This is a genomic window from Salipiger bermudensis, from assembly GCF_017309175.1.
Classification (GTDB): Bacteria; Pseudomonadota; Alphaproteobacteria; order Rhodobacterales; family Rhodobacteraceae; genus Salipiger; species Salipiger bermudensis.
In genome coordinates this window covers 1-17,220 of record NZ_JAEKJV010000020.1, presented here as the reverse complement: position 1 = coordinate 17,220, position 17,220 = coordinate 1, and the positions used below count along the sequence as shown (strand labels likewise).

Annotated in this window: 14 protein-coding genes; 12 read left to right on the top strand and 2 right to left on the bottom strand. The window is 62.9% G+C overall.

Annotated elements, in window-relative coordinates:
• The first annotated feature begins 474 nt into the window (after nucleotides 1–474).
• From JF542_RS20880 to JF542_RS20865, 4 genes are read left to right on the top strand one after another with little or no spacing between them, the layout of a single operon-like run.
• On the top strand, nucleotides 475–2,100 hold the full coding sequence (locus tag JF542_RS20880) for a peptide ABC transporter substrate-binding protein (protein WP_207077278.1): 1,626 nt from the start codon (nucleotides 475–477) through the stop codon (nucleotides 2,098–2,100).
• Between the two features lie 57 nt (nucleotides 2,101–2,157).
• Nucleotides 2,158–3,081, top strand: a complete 924-nt coding sequence (gene oppB / locus JF542_RS20875) for an oligopeptide ABC transporter permease OppB (protein ID WP_007797248.1) — start codon at nucleotides 2,158–2,160, stop codon at nucleotides 3,079–3,081.
• A 1-nt stretch (nucleotide 3,082) separates the two neighbouring features.
• Nucleotides 3,083–4,018, top strand: a complete 936-nt coding sequence (locus tag JF542_RS20870; RefSeq protein ID WP_207077277.1) for an ABC transporter permease — start codon at nucleotides 3,083–3,085, stop codon at nucleotides 4,016–4,018.
• A 1-nt stretch (nucleotide 4,019) separates the two neighbouring features.
• Nucleotides 4,020–5,828 carry an ABC transporter ATP-binding protein gene (locus JF542_RS20865; RefSeq protein ID WP_207077276.1) on the top strand — a complete coding sequence of 603 codons (1,809 nt, stop codon included), beginning with the start codon at nucleotides 4,020–4,022 and terminating at the stop codon, nucleotides 5,826–5,828.
• Nucleotides 5,829–6,128: 300 nt separating this feature from the next.
• Here JF542_RS20865 and JF542_RS20860 read toward each other — a convergent pair whose 3' ends face one another.
• Complete coding sequence (locus JF542_RS20860) at nucleotides 6,129–6,776, bottom strand: TetR/AcrR family transcriptional regulator (RefSeq protein ID WP_207077275.1); 648 nt, start codon at nucleotides 6,774–6,776, stop codon at nucleotides 6,129–6,131.
• Nucleotides 6,777–6,886: 110 nt separating this feature from the next.
• On the opposite strand from JF542_RS20860, the gene JF542_RS20855 reads away from it, so the two are divergent.
• The 7 genes from JF542_RS20855 (at nucleotide 6,887) to JF542_RS20825 (ending at nucleotide 14,296) form a co-directional block, all read left to right on the top strand.
• Nucleotides 6,887–7,936, top strand: a complete 1,050-nt coding sequence (locus JF542_RS20855; protein ID WP_007797263.1) for a polyamine ABC transporter substrate-binding protein — start codon at nucleotides 6,887–6,889, stop codon at nucleotides 7,934–7,936.
• A 48-nt stretch (nucleotides 7,937–7,984) separates the two neighbouring features.
• Nucleotides 7,985–8,800, top strand: a complete 816-nt coding sequence (locus JF542_RS20850) for an ABC transporter permease (protein ID WP_242533872.1) — start codon at nucleotides 7,985–7,987, stop codon at nucleotides 8,798–8,800.
• The gene (locus JF542_RS20845; RefSeq protein WP_207077273.1) at nucleotides 8,800–9,570 is read left to right on the top strand and encodes an ABC transporter permease; all 771 of its coding nucleotides are present in this window, start codon (nucleotides 8,800–8,802) and stop codon (nucleotides 9,568–9,570) included. The genes JF542_RS20850 and JF542_RS20845 overlap by 1 nt, the downstream gene beginning before the upstream one ends.
• Nucleotides 9,567–10,592 (top strand): ABC transporter ATP-binding protein, encoded by a 1,026-nt coding sequence (locus JF542_RS20840; protein ID WP_207077272.1) that lies wholly within the window; start codon nucleotides 9,567–9,569, stop codon nucleotides 10,590–10,592. The genes JF542_RS20845 and JF542_RS20840 overlap by 4 nt, the downstream gene beginning before the upstream one ends.
• Complete coding sequence (locus JF542_RS20835) at nucleotides 10,589–11,317, top strand: MBL fold metallo-hydrolase (RefSeq protein ID WP_207077271.1); 729 nt, start codon at nucleotides 10,589–10,591, stop codon at nucleotides 11,315–11,317. The genes JF542_RS20840 and JF542_RS20835 overlap by 4 nt, the downstream gene beginning before the upstream one ends.
• A 19-nt stretch (nucleotides 11,318–11,336) precedes the next feature.
• Complete coding sequence (gene speB, locus JF542_RS20830; RefSeq protein WP_207077270.1) at nucleotides 11,337–12,335, top strand: agmatinase; 999 nt, start codon at nucleotides 11,337–11,339, stop codon at nucleotides 12,333–12,335.
• 461 nt (nucleotides 12,336–12,796) lie between these two features.
• Nucleotides 12,797–14,296 carry a P-loop NTPase fold protein gene (locus JF542_RS20825; protein WP_207077269.1) on the top strand — a complete coding sequence of 500 codons (1,500 nt, stop codon included), beginning with the start codon at nucleotides 12,797–12,799 and terminating at the stop codon, nucleotides 14,294–14,296.
• A gap of 592 nt (nucleotides 14,297–14,888) precedes the next feature.
• Here JF542_RS20825 and JF542_RS20820 read toward each other — a convergent pair.
• Nucleotides 14,889–15,524, bottom strand: a complete 636-nt coding sequence (locus JF542_RS20820) for a recombinase family protein (RefSeq protein ID WP_207077268.1) — start codon at nucleotides 15,522–15,524, stop codon at nucleotides 14,889–14,891.
• A 1,273-nt stretch (nucleotides 15,525–16,797) separates the two neighbouring features.
• Between JF542_RS20820 and JF542_RS20815 the strand changes: the two genes are divergently transcribed.
• Nucleotides 16,798–17,103: a hypothetical protein gene (locus JF542_RS20815; protein WP_207077267.1), complete on the top strand. Its 306-nt coding sequence runs from the start codon at nucleotides 16,798–16,800 to the stop codon at nucleotides 17,101–17,103.
• Nucleotides 17,104–17,220: the final 117 nt, after the last annotated feature.

Sequence of the window (17,220 nt, the reverse complement as noted above, 5' to 3'; positions counted from 1 at the left end):
TCGTAACGGCTTTTGCCTGCGGGCGAAGCGTGGAAAAAGTTGGGCGACAGATAGACCTTTAAGCGCCTGGATCGTTTCTGTGCCAACAATCTCGCAGCTGCGGCATGATTGTCGGCAAATCCGTCCGCGTTGCCGATTTCGGCGCGGTCGCGGGCCTTGGAATGCTCACGCAATGCGTGTGCCAGGGGGGCTTCACAGCCGGCGGCTGTCCCGAGAGCCCCGATGGGCGGCGGCAAGGACTCGCCCAATCGTCGCTGCATTTCGCCCGATGCGCGATTACGTCGCGTTGTGCCCCCTTGTCTGCGGCAGCGGAATCGGATGTTGGTCCGCCCCATGTCATCGAGACCGCAGGATCCGTGGTTCTGCAATGCGCAGCCACACGTTTCACGTGATGATTGCTGTGGCTCGAATTCACTTTACCTTGGCGAGAAGGGGGCGCACCGCTCCCGACCCCAGAACAGGGAGGCACATGCCATGACGCGATTGACCCGACTGACCCTGACCACGTTCCTCAGCGCCGGCCTTGCCGCCAGCGCGGTGGCGCAGGAGACCCATCCCGAGACCGGCGACACGCTGGCGGCGGATCAGACCTTCACCTACCGAATCCTCGACAACATTTCCTCGATCGACCCGCAGATCGTCGAGGATACCGACGGCTCTGACGTGGTGCGCGATCTGTTCGAGGGCCTGTTGAATCAGGATGAGAACGGCGAACTGGTCCCCGGCGTGGCCACCGACTGGGAGGTCTCGGACGACAAGATGACCTACACCTTCCACCTGCGCGACGACGCCAAGTGGTCGAACGGCGATCCGGTCACTGCCGGCGATTTCGTCTATGCCTGGCGCCGCGCCGCCGATCCCGCCACCGCCTCGCCCTACCAGTGGTTCATCTCGCTGATGTCGCTCGAGAACGGCGATGCCGTGGTTGCCGGTGACATGGCCCCCGAGGAGCTCGGCGTCGAGGCCATCGACGACACCACGCTCGAGGTGCGCCTGACCTCGCCGCTGCCCTACTTCCCGCAGATGGTGGTGCACTCGACCACCTTCCCGTCGCCGCAGAGCGTCATCGAAGAGCACGGCTCGGCATGGACCAGCCCCGAGAACTTCGTCGGCAACGGCGCCTATGTGCTGACCGAGATGAACCCCGGCGAGTCCATCGTGCGCGAGAAGAACGACCAGTACTGGGATGCCGAGAACGTCATCCTCGACAAGTCGGTGGCGCTGATCATCAACGACGAGAACGTGGCGCTGACCCGGTACCGCGCCGGTGAGCTCGACATGACCGACATTCCCGCCGGCCAGTTCCCGCGCCTGCGCGACGAGTATGGCGAGGAGGCGCACAGCTTCCCGAAGCTCTGCAACTACTACTACACCTTCAACCTTTCCGAGAGCGGCCCTGAGGCCTTCAAGGATCCCAACGTCCGCAAGGCGCTGGCGCTGGCGGTGGACCGCGACATCATCGTCAACAACGTCATGGCCGGTGGCCAGCCCCCGGCTTACGTCTTCACCCCCGAGGCAACCGCGGGCTTCAACGCGCCCGAGACCGAGATGGCGGGCATGACCCAGGCCGAGCGTGATGCGAAGGCCAAGGAACTGCTGGCCGAGGCCGGCTTCGGCGAGGACAATCCGCTGAGCTTCGACATGGTCTACAACACCTCCGAGGCGCACCAGAAGGTGGCCGTGGTGCTGTCGCAGATGTGGAAGCAGAAACTCGGTGTCGAGGCGCAGCTTTCCAACATGGAGTGGAAGGTGTTCCTCGAGGAGCGCGGCAACCAGAACTTCGAGCTGGCCCGCGGCGCATGGTGCGGCGACTACAACGAGGCGTCGACCTTCCTCGACCTGCTGCAGTCCGACTCGGGCTACAACGACGGCAAGTACGCGAACGCCGAGTACGACCAGCTGCTCGAGGACGCGCTGACCGCCGAGGACACCGCGCCGCTCTACACCCGGGCGGAAGAAATCCTCGCCGCGGACATGCCGGTGATCCCGCTCTACCACTATGCGGGCGTCTACATGATCGACGATTCGCTGAAGAACTTCCCGGTGAACAACATCCAGTTCAACTGGTACTCCAAGGACCTCTACAAGGCCGCCGAGTAAACCGACCCGAGCGCCCCGCCATCCGGCAGGGGCGCTCCCCCACGGGGAACCCCTGACATGCTGATCTATATCATCCGGCGGCTTCTGGTCGCCATTCCCACCATTGCGCTTCTGGTCATCGCCGCCTTCTGCATGATGCACCTCGCGCCGGGTGGCCCGTTCACCTCCGAGCGGCCGCTGCCGCCGGACGTTCTGGCCAATATCGAGGCCCGCTACGGGCTCGACCAGCCGCTGTGGAAGCAGCTCTGGGACTATTTCGTCAACATCGTGTTGCATTTCGATTTCGGGCCGTCCTTCGTCTACAAGGACCGCGACGTGAACGACATCATCGCGACCGGCTTCCCGATCTCGCTGACCTACGGCTCGCTGGCCTTTCTCGCGGCCACGCTGGTGGGTGTCGCGCTCGGCATCGCCGCCGCAATCCGCCACAACACCTGGATCGACTATTTCGCCGTCAGCCTTGGCATCGCGGCGCAGGCGCTGCCCAACTTCATCATGGGCCCGATCCTGATCCTGACCTTCACGCTCTGGCTCGGCTGGCTGCCCGGCGGCGGCTGGAACGGTGGCCAGTGGCAGTATCTCATCATGCCGGTGATCGCGCTCTCGACCTCCTACATGGGCTCGATCGCGCGCATCACGCGCTCGTCGATGCTCGAGGTGATGAACGCCAACTTCATCCGCACCGCGCGGGCCAAGGGCCTGCCGCAGCGCTCGATCATCTGGCGCCACGCGATGAAGCCGACGCTGCTGCCGGTGGTCTCCTACCTTGGTCCGGTCTTCGTCTACGTGCTGACCGGCTCGGTCTTCGTCGACCTGTATTTCTCCACCGGCGGCCTCGGGCAGGCCTATGTGAACTCCGCCCTGACCCGCGATTATGCGGTGCTGCTGGGCGTGACGATCCTCTATGGCGCCCTGACCGTCATCGTAAACCTTCTGACCGACCTCGCCTATGCGTGGTTCGATCCCAAGATCCGGTACTGACATGGCATTCTTCGGCACTTCCCCCAAAGCCGCGGAGCTGGCGGACGAGATCACCGATTTCACCGCCGTGCGGGGCCGGTCGCTGTTTCGCGACGCGCTCAACCGCTTCCTGCGCAACAAGGCCGCCATGGCGAGCCTTTTCATCCTCGTGCTGATCGTGGCCTTCGTGGTCCTTGGTCCGTTCTTCTCGCAATGGTCGAACGAAGAGATCGACTGGGTCGTTATGGGCGACGTGAAGGGCATGGGCGGCCCGTCGCTCGAGACAGGGCACTATTTCGGCGTCGACGACCTTGGTCGCGACCTCTTCGCCCGCACCATCCAGGCGACCCAGACCTCGCTGCTGGTGGGCCTGATCGGCGCCGCCATGGCGCTGCTCGTCGGCACCTTCTGGGGTGTCGTGGCAGGCTATTACGGCGGCAGGCTCGACAGCATCATGATGCGCTTCGTCGACATCCTGCTGGCGATCCCGCTGACGCTGGTGCTGATCCTGATCCTCGTGGTGGCAGGGCGCAGCTTCACGGCGCTGTTCCTCGGGCTCGGCGCGGTGTCTTGGCTCACCATGAGCCGCATCGTGCGCGGCCAGACGCTGGCGCTCAAGAGCCGCGAGTTCATCGAGGCGGCGCGCGCCACCGGCGTGTCGGAAGGCACCATCATCTGGCGACACATCCTGCCCAACCTCGCCGGCGTGGTGATCGTCTACGCCTCGCTGCTGGTGCCCGAGATGATCCTCGCGGAATCGTTCATCTCGTTCCTCGGCCTGGGCATCTCCGAGCCCAACACCTCGCTCGGCCGGCTGATCGCCGAAGGGGCAGGGACCATGGCCTACGGCACGCTCTGGCAGCTGCTCTTCCCGCTCTTCTTCTACGTTGCGCTGATCATTGCGATGTTCTTCGTGGGCGACGGCCTGCGCGACGCGCTCGACCCGAAGGATCGCTGACATGACCGTTCTTTCCGTATCCGATCTGAAAGTGTCCTTTGACACGCCCGACGGCACCGTCGAGGCGGTCAAGGGCGTGTCCTTCGACATCGCGCCGGGCGAATGCCTCGGCATCGTGGGCGAGAGTGGCTCAGGCAAGAGCCAGAGCTTCATGGCCGCGATGGGGCTGATGCCCCCCAACGGCCGCGCCAGCGGCTCGGTGACGCTGTCGGGGAACGAGATCCTCAACCTGCCGATCGGCAAGCTCAATGCCATCCGGGGTGCCGATGTCGGCATGATCTTCCAGGATCCGCTCACGGCGCTGACGCCGCATCTCAAGATCGGCGTGCAGATGGCCGAGGTGCTGCGGGTCCACAAGGGGATGCGCGGCGCTGCGGCGCGGAAGCATTGCCTCGACTGGCTCAACCGCGTGCAGATCCCCGAAGCCGAGCGCCGGCTCGACCAGTATCCGCATGAGCTTTCGGGCGGGATGCGCCAGCGCGTGATGATCGCGCAGGCGATGCTCTGCGAGCCCAAGCTGCTGATCGCCGACGAGCCGACCACCGCGCTCGACGTGACGGTGCAGGCCGAGGTGCTCGACCTGATGGCGCGGCTGCAGCACGAACTGGGCACGGCGATTGCGCTGATCACCCATGACATGGGCGTGGTGGCGCGGATGTGCGACCGGGTGAAGGTCATGCGCAAGGGCGCCTTCGTCGAGGAGGGGGCGGTGGAGCGTATCTTTGCCGCGCCCGAGCACGACTACACCCGCAAGCTGCTCGAGGCGATGCCGCGCATCGATACCGGCGACGCGCCGGGGCAGGTGAGCGGCAAGACGATCCTCGATGTCGACGACCTCAAGGTGCATTTCGACATCCACCAGAAGGGCGGGCTGTTCGGTCGCAAGGTGCCGCTGAAGGCGGTGAACGGCGTGAGCTTTTCGCTGCAGGAGGGCGAGACGCTGGGCATCGTGGGCGAGTCGGGCTGTGGCAAGTCCACGCTGGCCCGCGCCGTGCTGCAGCTGATCGAGCCCTCTGCGGGCGCGGTCTCGTGGCTGGGCAAGCCGTTGAACGAGATGGACCGCAAGGCGCTCACCCGCGAGCGCCAGGATCTGCAGATCGTCTTCCAGGACCCATTGGCGAGCCTCGACCCGCGGCTGACGATCTCGGATTCCATCGCCGAACCGCTGAAGACCCATCGCCCCGAGATGACGGGCCGCGAGCGCCGCGAGGCGGTGGTGGCGATGATGCAGCGGGTCGGGCTCGATCCGATCATGTACAACCGCTACCCGCACGAGCTCTCGGGTGGGCAGAACCAGCGGGTGGGCATCGCGCGGGCAATGATCACCAGGCCGCGGCTGATCATATGCGACGAGGCGGTGAGCGCGCTTGACGTCTCGATCCAGGCGCAGATCGTGCAGCTGCTGAAGGAGTTGCAGGCCGAGTTCGGCATGTCGATGCTGTTCATCAGCCACGACCTGTCGGTGGTGCGGGCGATCTCGAACCGTATCATGGTACTGTATCTCGGGCGCATCGTCGAGCTGGGCGATGCCGGCACGGTCTGCGACGCGCCGCGCCATCCCTACACGCAGGCGCTGATCTCGGCGGTGCCGATCCCGGACCCCGAGGCAGAGCGCGCCCGGGCCCGGATCCGCATCCCCGGCGAGCTGCCCTCGCCGCTCGACCCGCGCGCGTCGCTGCGCTTCCTGCCCTCGAAGCTGAGGGACGGCGAAGAGGCGGTCTACGTGCCGCGGCTGGATGACGTTGGCGGCGGGCATCTGGTGGCCGAGCACGACCCGCTGGAGCGGTTGCTCGGGCGGGCTACGGTCTGACATTGGGGAGGCCCCCGTCGAGAGGCGGGGGCTTTTCTTACAGACGGTCAAGCGGTGCCCTCGCGCGGAATCAAGGCGCGGCACGCGCCGCCGGGCATCGGTCACGCTGATAGCATGCCTTCGGCATGACCCGCCCCCCGGACCGGCGATTTGGTGACGCAAGCGCCGAGCTTGGAGGTCCTTCGGACGTGGCCGGGATAAATCAAGGGATTCCTCGGTAGGCTCGCCAGTCCGCGGCCCAACGATGCGCGGCGGCGCTGGCTTTGCGGTTTGTCCCTATCGACCGCAGGGCAGGGGCTCTTACCGCGCCGCCTGCTCCCGCAGCTTTTCCTCCGGCACCGCCACCAGCTCCGTCAGCGCCGCGACCTTGTGGAACATGGCGGCCTTCAACGCGTCGAGGCTCATGTCCTCGGACACCGTGTAGATCGTGAAGAGCCCGTTCAGCGCGAGGAAGATCACCTCGCCAAGCGCCCGTGCATCCGCCGCTGCGTCGATCCGACCCTCGCCCTGCAGCCGTTCCATCAGCGCCACCATCTGCTCGGACAGCGCCGCGTCCAGCGCGTGGTAGCGGCGCGAGAACTTGGTGTCGGCACTCTGGATCGAGAACGCCATCGCGGTGCGCCACATCTCCTTGGTCAGGTAGACCAGAGAGTGATCGTAATAGGTCGCGATCAGCGCGCAGATCGCGTCCTGTGCCGTGCCGGGCGGTGCTGCGACCACGCTCTCGCCCTGATGCAGAACCTCCTCGACCTCCATCGAGACGATGGCGAGCAGCAAGTCGGCCTTGTGGGCATAGTAGTTGTAGAGCGTCCCCACCGAGACCTCGGCGCTCTCGGCGATGGCCTCGATCCGGGCCGCCTCGTACCCATTCTGCTTAAAAAGCGTGCTCGCCGCTTCGAGAATGGCGCGATTGCGTTTCGCTTTCTGTCTTTCGCGAAGTCCGGCCATGGGGTCTCCTCTGGGTCTTCAAAATTAGTATTGACTGTAAAAATGAATGGCCTCAACTTTTTTGTGTGACGCGGCCGCCAAGTGCCGCCAAAAACCACAGGAGAGGACAAATGCTCATCAAACTGACCTGCTCGGCGCTGGCCGTGACGGCCGGCCTCGCCTCCGCGGCGCAGGCCGAGGACCTCAACGCGCTGATCTGGTGTGACCATGCCGACCCCGAGCTGCTGCAGCCGTTCGAAGAGGCGCATGACGTGCGCGTCAACGTGAAGGAATACGAGGGCACCGCCGCGGGCCTGACCCTGCTCGAGCAATCGCGACCCGGCGACTGGGACGTGATGGTGATCGACGCGGTCGATGTGGGCCGTGCGGTCGAGCGTGGCCTGCTGGCGCCGCTGCCGACCGAAGACCTCGCCACCGGCAGCTATTTCCCCGAAGCCGTGCTCGCCGATCACACCACCGTCGATGGCACCACTTACGCGGTGACCGAGAAATTCGGCTACAACACCATCGCCTACAACAAGGCGGCGGTGGATCCGGCCGACATGGAGAGCCTCGATGCGCTGTGGTCGGGCAAGTATGACGGCCGCATCGCAATCTATGACTATTACCTGCCGGTGCTGGGGCTCGTGGGCCTCGAGGCGGGTGTTGCCACCGCCGATCTCGATGCCGCAGCGCTCGAGACCCTGCGCGAGCCGCTGATGAAGCTCGGCGCGGCGTCCAAGCAGGTCTCGGACGTGGTCGGCAGCCAGACCGCGCTCGCCACCGGCGAGGTCGACGTGCTGATCGGCGGCGGCGAGTGGCTGACCGCGGTGCTGAACGCCGAGAACCCGGATCTCGACTGGACCATCCCCGAGGAGGGTGGCCTGCTCTGGGCGCAGTCGCTGGCCATCGTCGAAGGCACCGAAAAGCCCGAGCTGGCGCTCGAGTTCATCAAGTACGTGACATCGCCCGAGGGGCAGGCGCGGCTCGCGACCTCGTCCTGCTACTGGGGCATGCCCGCCAACAAAGCCGCCGGCGACGTGCTGAGCGACGAGCAGAAGGCGATCCTGCGCTGGGACGACCAGGCCGACTACCTCGCCCGCGCCCAGCTCTACCCGGTGCCCGACGCCGAGACCGATACGGCGATGCAGGACCTCTGGACCGACATGCTCCAGAACTAAGGCCCGATGATGAGCATCGAGAGACAGGAAAGACAGCAGGGAGCGGCCTTGGTCGCTCCCGCGCTGCTGTGGACGCTGGCGTTCTTCGTGGTGCCCTTTGCGGCGATGGTGATGATGAGCCTCGCCCACATGGAGGGGCGCGACATCGTGCAGGGGCATGACCTCGGCAACTACCTGAAGATCTTCACCGATCCGTCGCTGCTCCGGGGCATCTTCGTGTCGCTGGAGATCACCGTGGTGGTGACCCTGATCTCGGTGCTACTGGCCTGGCCGCTGGCCTGGATCATCGCCACGCGGGTGCCGGCGCGCTGGCGGCGCATGGCACTGCTGCTGGCGGTGCTGCCGTTCTGGACCTCCTACGTGGTGCGCTCATACTCCTGGGCGCTGGTGCTGGGCGAGAAGGGCGTGGTGATGAATGCGCTCGTGGGCCTCGGACTGCTGGCCGAGCCGGTGCAGATCATGGCCACCCGCGCCGCCACCGTGATCGGCTTCGTGCATTTCTTCGTCATGCTGCTGACGCTGACGATCTATTCCAACCTGATCCAGCTCTCGCCGAACTACGCCCGTGCGGCGGAAGATCTCGGCGCCTCGCGCTGGCAGGTGATCCGGCTCGTGATCCTGCCGCTGACCCTGCCGGGGGTGATGACCGGCGCCTTCCTGACCTTCGTGCTCTGTATCGGCGATTACATCACGCCGCAGATCCTTGGCGGCAACAACGAGCTCAGCCTGCCGCAGCTGATCATGCTGCAGCTCGGACGGCGCGGCGACTTCCCGATGGCCTCGGCGCTGTCGGTGGTGCTCATGGTGATCGTGACGCTGGCCTATGCGGGTTGCGCGCGCTGGCTCAAGATGGAGCGGCTGTGATGCGCTATCTCTCCTGGGCCTACCTGCTGGCGCTCTTCGCCTTCATCCTGCTGCCGGTGGTGACGCTGGTGATCTTCTCCTTTCAGGATGGCCGCCTGCCGGTGCCGCCCTTCAAGGGCGCGACGCTCGACTGGTATCGCGAGATCCTCACCGACCGGGCCCTGATGGAGGCGCTGGGCAACTCGCTGATCGTGGCGCTGCTGTCGGCGCTGGTGGCGCTGACGCTGAGCTTTCTCGCGGCCTCCGGGCTCGCCCGCGTGGCGCTGCCGGGCTCGGTGGTGATGCGCGGCCTGCTGATCGCGCCGATGACGGTGAGCTACCTGATCATCGCGCTGGGCCTCCTGCAGATGTTCAACAAGGTGGGCGTCCGGCCGTCGCTGCTGGCCACCGGCATCGGCCACGTGGTGATCAACCTGCCGCTCTGCTTCGCCATCCTCTACGCCGCCATCGGCGAGCACCAGAAGAGCGCTCTCAAGGCGGCGCGCGATCTCGGTGCGAAGGAATGGCAGGTGCTTTGGTTCGTCGCCGCTCCGATGCTGACCCCGGCGCTGGCCGCCGCCTTCTTCCTCGCCTTCACCTTCAGCTGGGACGAGTTCATCATCGCCTTCCTGCTGACCCGCTTCGATGTCACCCTGCCGGTCGAGATCTGGTCGATGCTGCGCTCGGGCCTCTCGCCCGCCACCAACGCGGTGGGCTCGCTGGTCTTCCTCGTCTCGGTCATCGTGGTGGTGGCGCTCGAACTCACGCTTTTCCGGAAGGGATCGAAATGACCGCGGATGTTCACATCAAGGCCGTCGAGCACCGGTTCAACGCCTTCACCGCCCTGCACCGGGTCGACCTGCAGATCGCCGCGGGCGAGTTCATCGTGCTGCTGGGGCCCTCGGGCTGCGGCAAGACCACGCTGCTGTCGATCATCGGCGGCTTCCTGACGCCCTCGGAAGGGCAGGTGCTGATCGGCGGGCGCGATATGACCCATGTGGCGCCGAAGGACCGGCCGACCACCACGATGTTCCAGGACTATGCGCTGTTCCCGCACATGTCGCTGCGCGACAACGTGGGCTTCGGCCTACGGATGCGCGGTGTCGGGCGCGCCGCGCGCAACGCCAAGGCGCTGGAAATGCTCGAGATGGTGGGGCTGGCCGACAAGGCCGGGCGCCGTCCGCACGAGCTTTCGGGCGGGCAGAGGCAACGCGTGGCGCTGGCCCGCGCGCTCGCGGTCGAACCGGATGTGCTGTTGCTCGATGAGCCGCTGGGCGCGCTCGACCTGAAGCTGCGCCGGCAGATGCAGGAGGAGCTGAAGGCGATCCAGCGCCGCGTCGGCACCACCTTCGTGCACGTGACCCACGATCAGGAAGAGGCCATGGCCATCGCCGACCGCATCGTGGTGATGAACCACGGCCGGGTCGAGCATTGCGGCTCGCCCGAAGAGGTCTACCTGCGGCCCCGCACGATGTTCTCCGCGGATTTCATGGGCGAGACCAACCGCGTGCCGGTGACGCCGTCCGGCGGCGGCGTCAGCTCCCCGCTCGGGCCGCTGGCCATCGCGCCCGCCGAGGGGATGCTCTGCCTACGTCCCGAGAATATCGGCCTTGCGGAGGGCTTCAGTCTTGGCCGCGCCACGCTGGTCGAGGCGGCGTTCTACGGCTCCTACCATCGCTGCCATTTCCGCCCGCTCGCCGCGCCCGACATCCTGCTCACCGCGCACCTGCCGCAGGGCGCCCACCCGGGCCTCGGCGACGAGGTCGAGCTCTTCGGGCGCAACCCCGTCGTGCTCGCTTCGGAGGCCGCATGACCCGGATCCCGCCCAAGGACTGGTACCGCCAGCGCAAGCTCGACGACGGCATCACCTGGATCGACGAGCCCCATATCCAGGAATTCTACCGCTGCAACATCTGGCACGTGCGCGGCCGCGACCGCGACCTGATGGTCGACAGCGGCATGGGCGTCGTCTCCCTGCGTGAATGGGTGCCGCTGGTCTCCGAGCGCCCGCTCGACGCGGTGGCGAGCCACACCCATTTCGACCATGTCGGTTGCCACCACGAGTTTCCCTGCCGGCTCTGTCACTCCGCAGAGGCCGAGATCCTCGCCTACCCGACCCGTGCCAGCACGCTGGCCGACCCCTATGTCACCGACGACATCTTCGACGCGCTGCCCGATGTGCCCTACAGCTCGACGAGCTACGCAGTGAAGGGCGCGCCCGCGACGCGGCTTCTCGAGGATGGCGACGTGATCGACCTTGGCGACCGGCAGTTCGAGGTCATCCACACCCCCGGCCACAGCCCCGGCGGCATCGCGCTCTGGGAAGCTGCCTCGGGCGTTCTGATCTCGGGCGATATCGTCTATGACGGGCCGCTGATCGAGGATACCTATCACGCCGATGCCGAGGCCTATATCCGCTCGATGAAGCGCCTGGCCGACCTGCCGGCGCGGGTGGTGCATGGCGGCCATTTCCCGTCCTTCTCGGGCGAGCGACTGCGCGAGATCGTCACGGGCTGGCTGCGCGAGAAGGGCCTCTGAGGGCGCCACAAGAACACCCATGGGCAGGCAAGGCGCCGGCCCCGGAAGCAAGGAGAACGCGTTGACCGAGCGCAGCCTGAACCAGCCCCTCGGGGGCAACCAGATGCCCCGCACCGGAGGCCCCGCCACGATGATGCGGCTGCCCGCCGCCGAGACCGCCGCGGGGCTCGACGCCTGCTTCGTCGGCATCCCGATGGATATCGGCACCTCGAACCGCCCCGGCACCCGGCTTGGCCCGCGCCAGATCCGCGACGAGAGCCGGATGATCCGGCCCTACAACATGGCCACCGGCGCCGCCCCCTTCGAGCACCTGCAGGTGGCCGATATCGGCGACGTGCCGATCAACCTCTTCGACCTGAAGAAATCCGTCGACATCATCACCGAGCATTACCGCGGCATCCTCGCCCACGGCGCGATCCCGTTGACGCTTGGCGGTGATCACACGCTGACCTGGCCGATCCTGCGCGCCATCAAGGAGCGCCACGGGCCGGTGGCGCTGATCCACGTGGACGCGCATTCCGACACCAACGAGGAGATGTTCGGCGAGACCGTCGCCCATGGCTGCCCGTTCCGCAGGGCCTGGGAGGATGGCTGCCTGATCAACGACAAGGTGTTCCAGATCGGGCTGCGGGGTACCGGCTACGCCGCCGACGATTTCGACTGGGGGCGCAAGCAGGGCTGGACCTGCATTCAGGCCGAGGAGTGCTGGTACAAGTCGCTGGCGCCGCTGATGGCCGAGATCCGCGCCAAGATCGGCGATGCGCCGGTCTACCTGACCTACGACATCGACAGTCTCGACCCGGCCTTCGCGCCCGGCACCGGCACCGTCGAGGTCGGCGGGCTGACCACCATGCAGGGGCTCGAGATCATCCGCGGCTGCGCGGGGCTGAACCTCGTGGGCTGCGATCTGGTCGAGGTCTCGCCGCCCTACGATCCGGCGGGCAACACCTCGGTGATCGCGGCGAACTACCTCTACGAGATGCTCTGCGCCCTGCCGGGCGTGCCGCAGCGCGGCTGAGGGCTGGCGGCAACAGGTGCGGAGCGGGGAACACCCTAGCTCTGCGCCGAAATGTAAGGTGGTGACAGCACGCACCAGTGTCGGCTCTGTAGCGCCTTGCTTGCCACGAATATGAGGGGGGCGCGTGAGACGGCTGGCGAAAACCCGCTCGCTTTGCATGCAAAGCAAGGGGTTCAGAGCCATCATGAAGGGATGGAGGCGAGTACCGGATTAGCTGTCTGTAGTGGAGATTCTTAAATTTTCATTTATTAACAATTATTTAGTAAAACTTTCCCTGGGGGGTGTAGTGTCGCCTGTAATGTCATGTGTACCTCCATCTTAGAGGTTGACATGGCCTCGTTGAGATCAGGGCGATGGGTTGCGGCAATCGCAACGACAGTTGAAGCCGAACTTGAGTTGAAATATTCAATAATTCAAAGGCGACTGAGGCATTCTATCGAGAATTGGCAGGAGACCGTTAGGTGAGTAATTCGGGTGTGTCTAAACTCGAAGAGGGTTTGGAAGAAATCTGGCTGGACGATAAACTCGGGAGGCGGAACGATGCTGAAAATATTCGAAGATTTTCGATTGGCCACCTCGCACTGCAGGATCGGGCCAACAGGCCGCGGACCTATGTGCTTAATTTGGATTCCGAGTGGGGTAGCGGGAAAACGTTCTTCTTAAATAGATTTAAAGAGGATCTACGGATCAGAGGGCATATAGCAGTATACGTCAACGCTTGGGAGAACGATTATTCTCAGGACCCGTTCCTGACTGTAGTCGATGCAGTTCAGAGTGAGGTCCAGCACGCCCTCATAACGGCCGGGAGGCCCATGTCGCAGGTGAAGGACCATCTGAAGCCTCTGGCATTCTCCGCCGCTAAGGTCGCCGGGCGTGCTGCCTATGCTGGGGGCAAACATTATCTTGCAAAGATGATAGGGCAGGAGGCGCTTTCAGAGTTCAAAACGTTTTTCTCTGAGGCAGGTCCAGGTGATGAGCTGACTTCTGGCGAGGAAGTTTTCTCGGACAGTACTCAAAAAGCAATAGACGCCGCGATAGATGCAGCAGGGTCTGAGATCCTCGATAATTTCAGAAAATACCGGCGTTCACAGGGGCGTTTCAAGAAAGCCCTCTCGGAAATTTCTCAAGAAGCCATCCGAATATCTGGAGTTGAGGCGCCGATTTTTGTACTTGTCGACGAACTGGATCGGTGCCGCCCAAGCTACGCCATAGAGCTTCTTGAGCGTGTTAAACACATTTTTTCTGTAGAGGATATCGTCTTTATCTTGGGAACAGACACCGAGCAGCTCTCGCACGCTGTACGAGGTGTCTATGGGGAGGGCTTCGATGGTCGGAGGTACCTGAGGCGTTTCATTGATCGAACATATAAGTTTCAAGACAGCGAATTGGATGGGCTTGTTGAGTTTTGCCTAGATCGTTTGGGCTTGTCGGAGGAGATTTTTTCGACTCCACCGCGGCTCTCTGCAAAGAATGTATTGTCGTCCGCTTTCAAGAGTGATGCGACTCCGGCGCGGGATATATTGCAGACAATTGATATCATATCTACTTTTGTCGCCCTCTGGCCGCACGGCGATTTGAGGATTGATATTATCACTCTGGCCTACCTCGCAAGCGCGCAACATAGAGGTGTTAAGCTCCACGAACTGGGGCAGACGCAGTTTTACTCACCTGCATTCGCTGTGGCTGGCGTGGGAAATGCGGCAAAGAAGGTCTCGCTCAAGGAGATGTTGAACAAAATTCAAAATGTTTCGAAGCGTCCGGATCAAGGGGGCGGAGTTACGAAATTTGACGATTGGCTCGCCGAGAAAACTTGGCTTGAAGGGCGTGCATTTGCTGAAATGTACGGAGATGAAGGGGTGAAGAGGAGTGTTCAGGAGGAGTACTCTGCTTTGCTTAGTCAGGCTTTCAGGATTAAATCTCCGGAAACCAAGCGCGCATTTGATGGGGGCGGGGATAAGTAATAATCCCGGGGGTTCTGCTGCTTGTGGTTTCAATATTCGGGCGGTCTCCGCTTCGGGTTTTAACTCAAGGTGCCAGAAGATTCGGTCGTTGCGAAAGCGCTTAGCCGCCCACGACCTCCCCTGCTGCTCCGGCGCTAGCGTCCACAGGGCCGATAGGCTCGACAAATTGGAACCACTCACACGAGTGTGATGCCTTGGCGCCACATTGCGCAAATATAGGGCCGCGTATGTGGTGCCGGCGGACTCTTGCTGATCTTCTCTGATGAAGAATGACTGGAGGACGAAAATGATTCCGCGAGGTTTCCTTCTTGCTTTGAGCTGCTGCACGACCTTGGCTGGGTGTAACGCTTCAACCATGGGTGGCTTTGCAGAAGCGGCTAGAGAAGATCGAATGATGCGAGAAGACCCCTACGCATACAGTGCCTATAAGCGTGACCGCGAACTCGATGAGCTTCGAGATGAGGTGGAAGACCTTCGTCGGTCTCAAAGACGCCTTTGCCAATCCCGTGGTGGGTATATGATAGGCTCAAACTGTTACGATTGATTGCCCCATGCTCGAAGGTTGACCTTACCTTTCGAGGGTATGCGCAATCTAAAGGCCCCAACGATCCAGCGCGGCTTCCGCCTTGGCTGGGTCGTTTTTCGCCCGCAGAACAGTTTGCCGCGTTAGCCCGGTCTGTTGAGACGTTGCGGAGGTGCCAACACCCTCGCTAATAAGCCGAAATACCTCCTCCAGCTGCTCTCTCGAATAGCTGGGCTTCTTCCCCCGGTACTTCATCCCATCGCGCTTGGCAGCCTCTATACCGGCTTTCTGAGCCTCTTTTGTCGCTTCTGCCTGGGCCTGTGCCGTCGCGGCCATGAAAGCGATCAGCGCGTCTCTTACGGCCTGCTGTACGGGGTCTGTTGTAGATCCATCGAAGGTCATCCTGTTTATCACGGTTCGGATGATCACTCTGCGGCGCATGAACTCCCGGATCGTGTCAGTCACATCCTGGTAGTTCCGTCCCAGACGATCCACCCACCGCACGACGAGGGTATCTCCAGCCCGGAGACGGTCATACAGCCGTTTTCCGCCCTCTCTGTCGCATAGTCGCGTGGAAATGCCTGAGACCCCTTGGTCGGCGATCACGTCGTCTATGGCGAAGCCTGCGGCCTCTGCCAGTGTCTTCTGATGATCGAGAGTTTGGTCGGCGGTGCTGACGCGGGCGTAGAGAATGGTCTGGGGCATAAGGAAGCCTGTACGTTAGGGTGGTGACTGTATAAATACATGTCCGTTGACTTGTATCAACCCTTACGTACGTCCCTCATGTCGTCATTGATGATGTTCGTTGGGGTATACCTTTGCGGTCACCTCACGCCATGCTCTAGGCTAATGGAACCCTTTCTCTCAGGCTGGATTGCACCCAAGACTGGAGTCCTCGACGAAGCCCACATCCCCGGTCGATCGCTCGAACGGCCCTCTGAGTAGTGGAACTCTAATGTTCTACCTCCGAAGTGAACTCGCAGAACGTCGTCGCCTTTCGCAGTATAGGCAAAGTCGAAGCAATTATGGCTGTTCAGGTCTTCTTCAATCTTCGCGTTCAAGAACCTTGTTTCTAGCGGAAGGTCAGGAGGCGGTGCGAAAGATCCTACGGCGGCAAGCTTCTCCACTGCCCCACCGGGGAAAAGCTCCCAATAGCTGTCCTCCGGGATCTTGTCTCCGCACGTGCAGAGCTTGATAAATGTTGTGACCGTACACATAGCTTTCTCCATTGCTTGTCATTGATTTAGCCTGAAATCCCACTTTGAAATCAAGACAGCACTTACCTTCTACCTGCGCAACTTCCGAGTCTGGTAGCTCTGCATGCCGGGCGAGTGCCACCCGGGGTACCCCGGTTACCGTGCATAGCTAGGATCACGGACAGAGCTTGTAGCTTGTCAACGCACTCAGCCTATACGCCGCATTCGACGCTAGCTCTGTGCCGAGTGCTTTCGCGCTTCGAGCAAGACCTGCAAGGCCCCTGACATACCGCAAAACCGCCCAAGGAGGCGCGGACTTGCATTTGGTTGCCCCCCCCTGACGAAGAGGCAGCGAGACGCCCTGCGGTCAGCATACAGCCTCTCTGGCTGCTTATTCCTTGGCGGATCCGTAGTGATCCCAAGTGCTGGCGTTGGAAAGCGAGGTCCCGGCACTCAAAGGTTCGGCTGTGCCGCGTGGTGAGCAGCTGCAATGCGTTTTTCGGGAAGCCTCAACGCGCCGCAGAGAGGGCTTGGGTGATCTACCGCGTCCCTTGGTGGCCGTAAGCGCTAGGGAGCTAAAATCGGCCTCTACGGGGACGCAGCGCCGCGTCGCTTCTTATATGCCTTGCGGGCGGAAGGTGGGCCAGATTGCATGCCCCTGCGAAACCCCATTCAGGGTCTCATTCGGACCTTAATTAAGGTTTATTTTCAAGGGCTTGATCGATATTTGTGTCTGCATTAAAGGGGCAGCACGATCCCTCCCTTCCAAGAGGTGCTGAACCTTGCCAAACCCGCACGCCAAACTAACCGCTGAGCAGCTCAGCAAGCTCGCAAAGGAGGTCGGGGCAGCCCCCTCGAATTGGTCCAGTCGTGATTTCCGCTCGAATTTCCTTCTGTGGCACGAGATCACGGGTGCGGAGACTTACAAGAGCAAACTGACGAACGCTGCCGAAAGCCTCTACAAATTGGTCCAGCAGGATGAGCGTGTACGGGCTAACTTCGGCAAACCTGTTCACCTCAAAGGCAGGGATCGGGGCAAGCTGGATGCTCTGCCTGACAACCCGAAGGTCGGACATCGCTTCGCGTGATAGTGCCCCACGGCATGGTGTAGGAGCGTCGACCTTCGGAGAGGTCCGGGCCTGATCAGGATGCCACTGCGGGCAGCCTGACGGTTGGATTGTCGGTGACGCGGGCCAAGGTTTCAA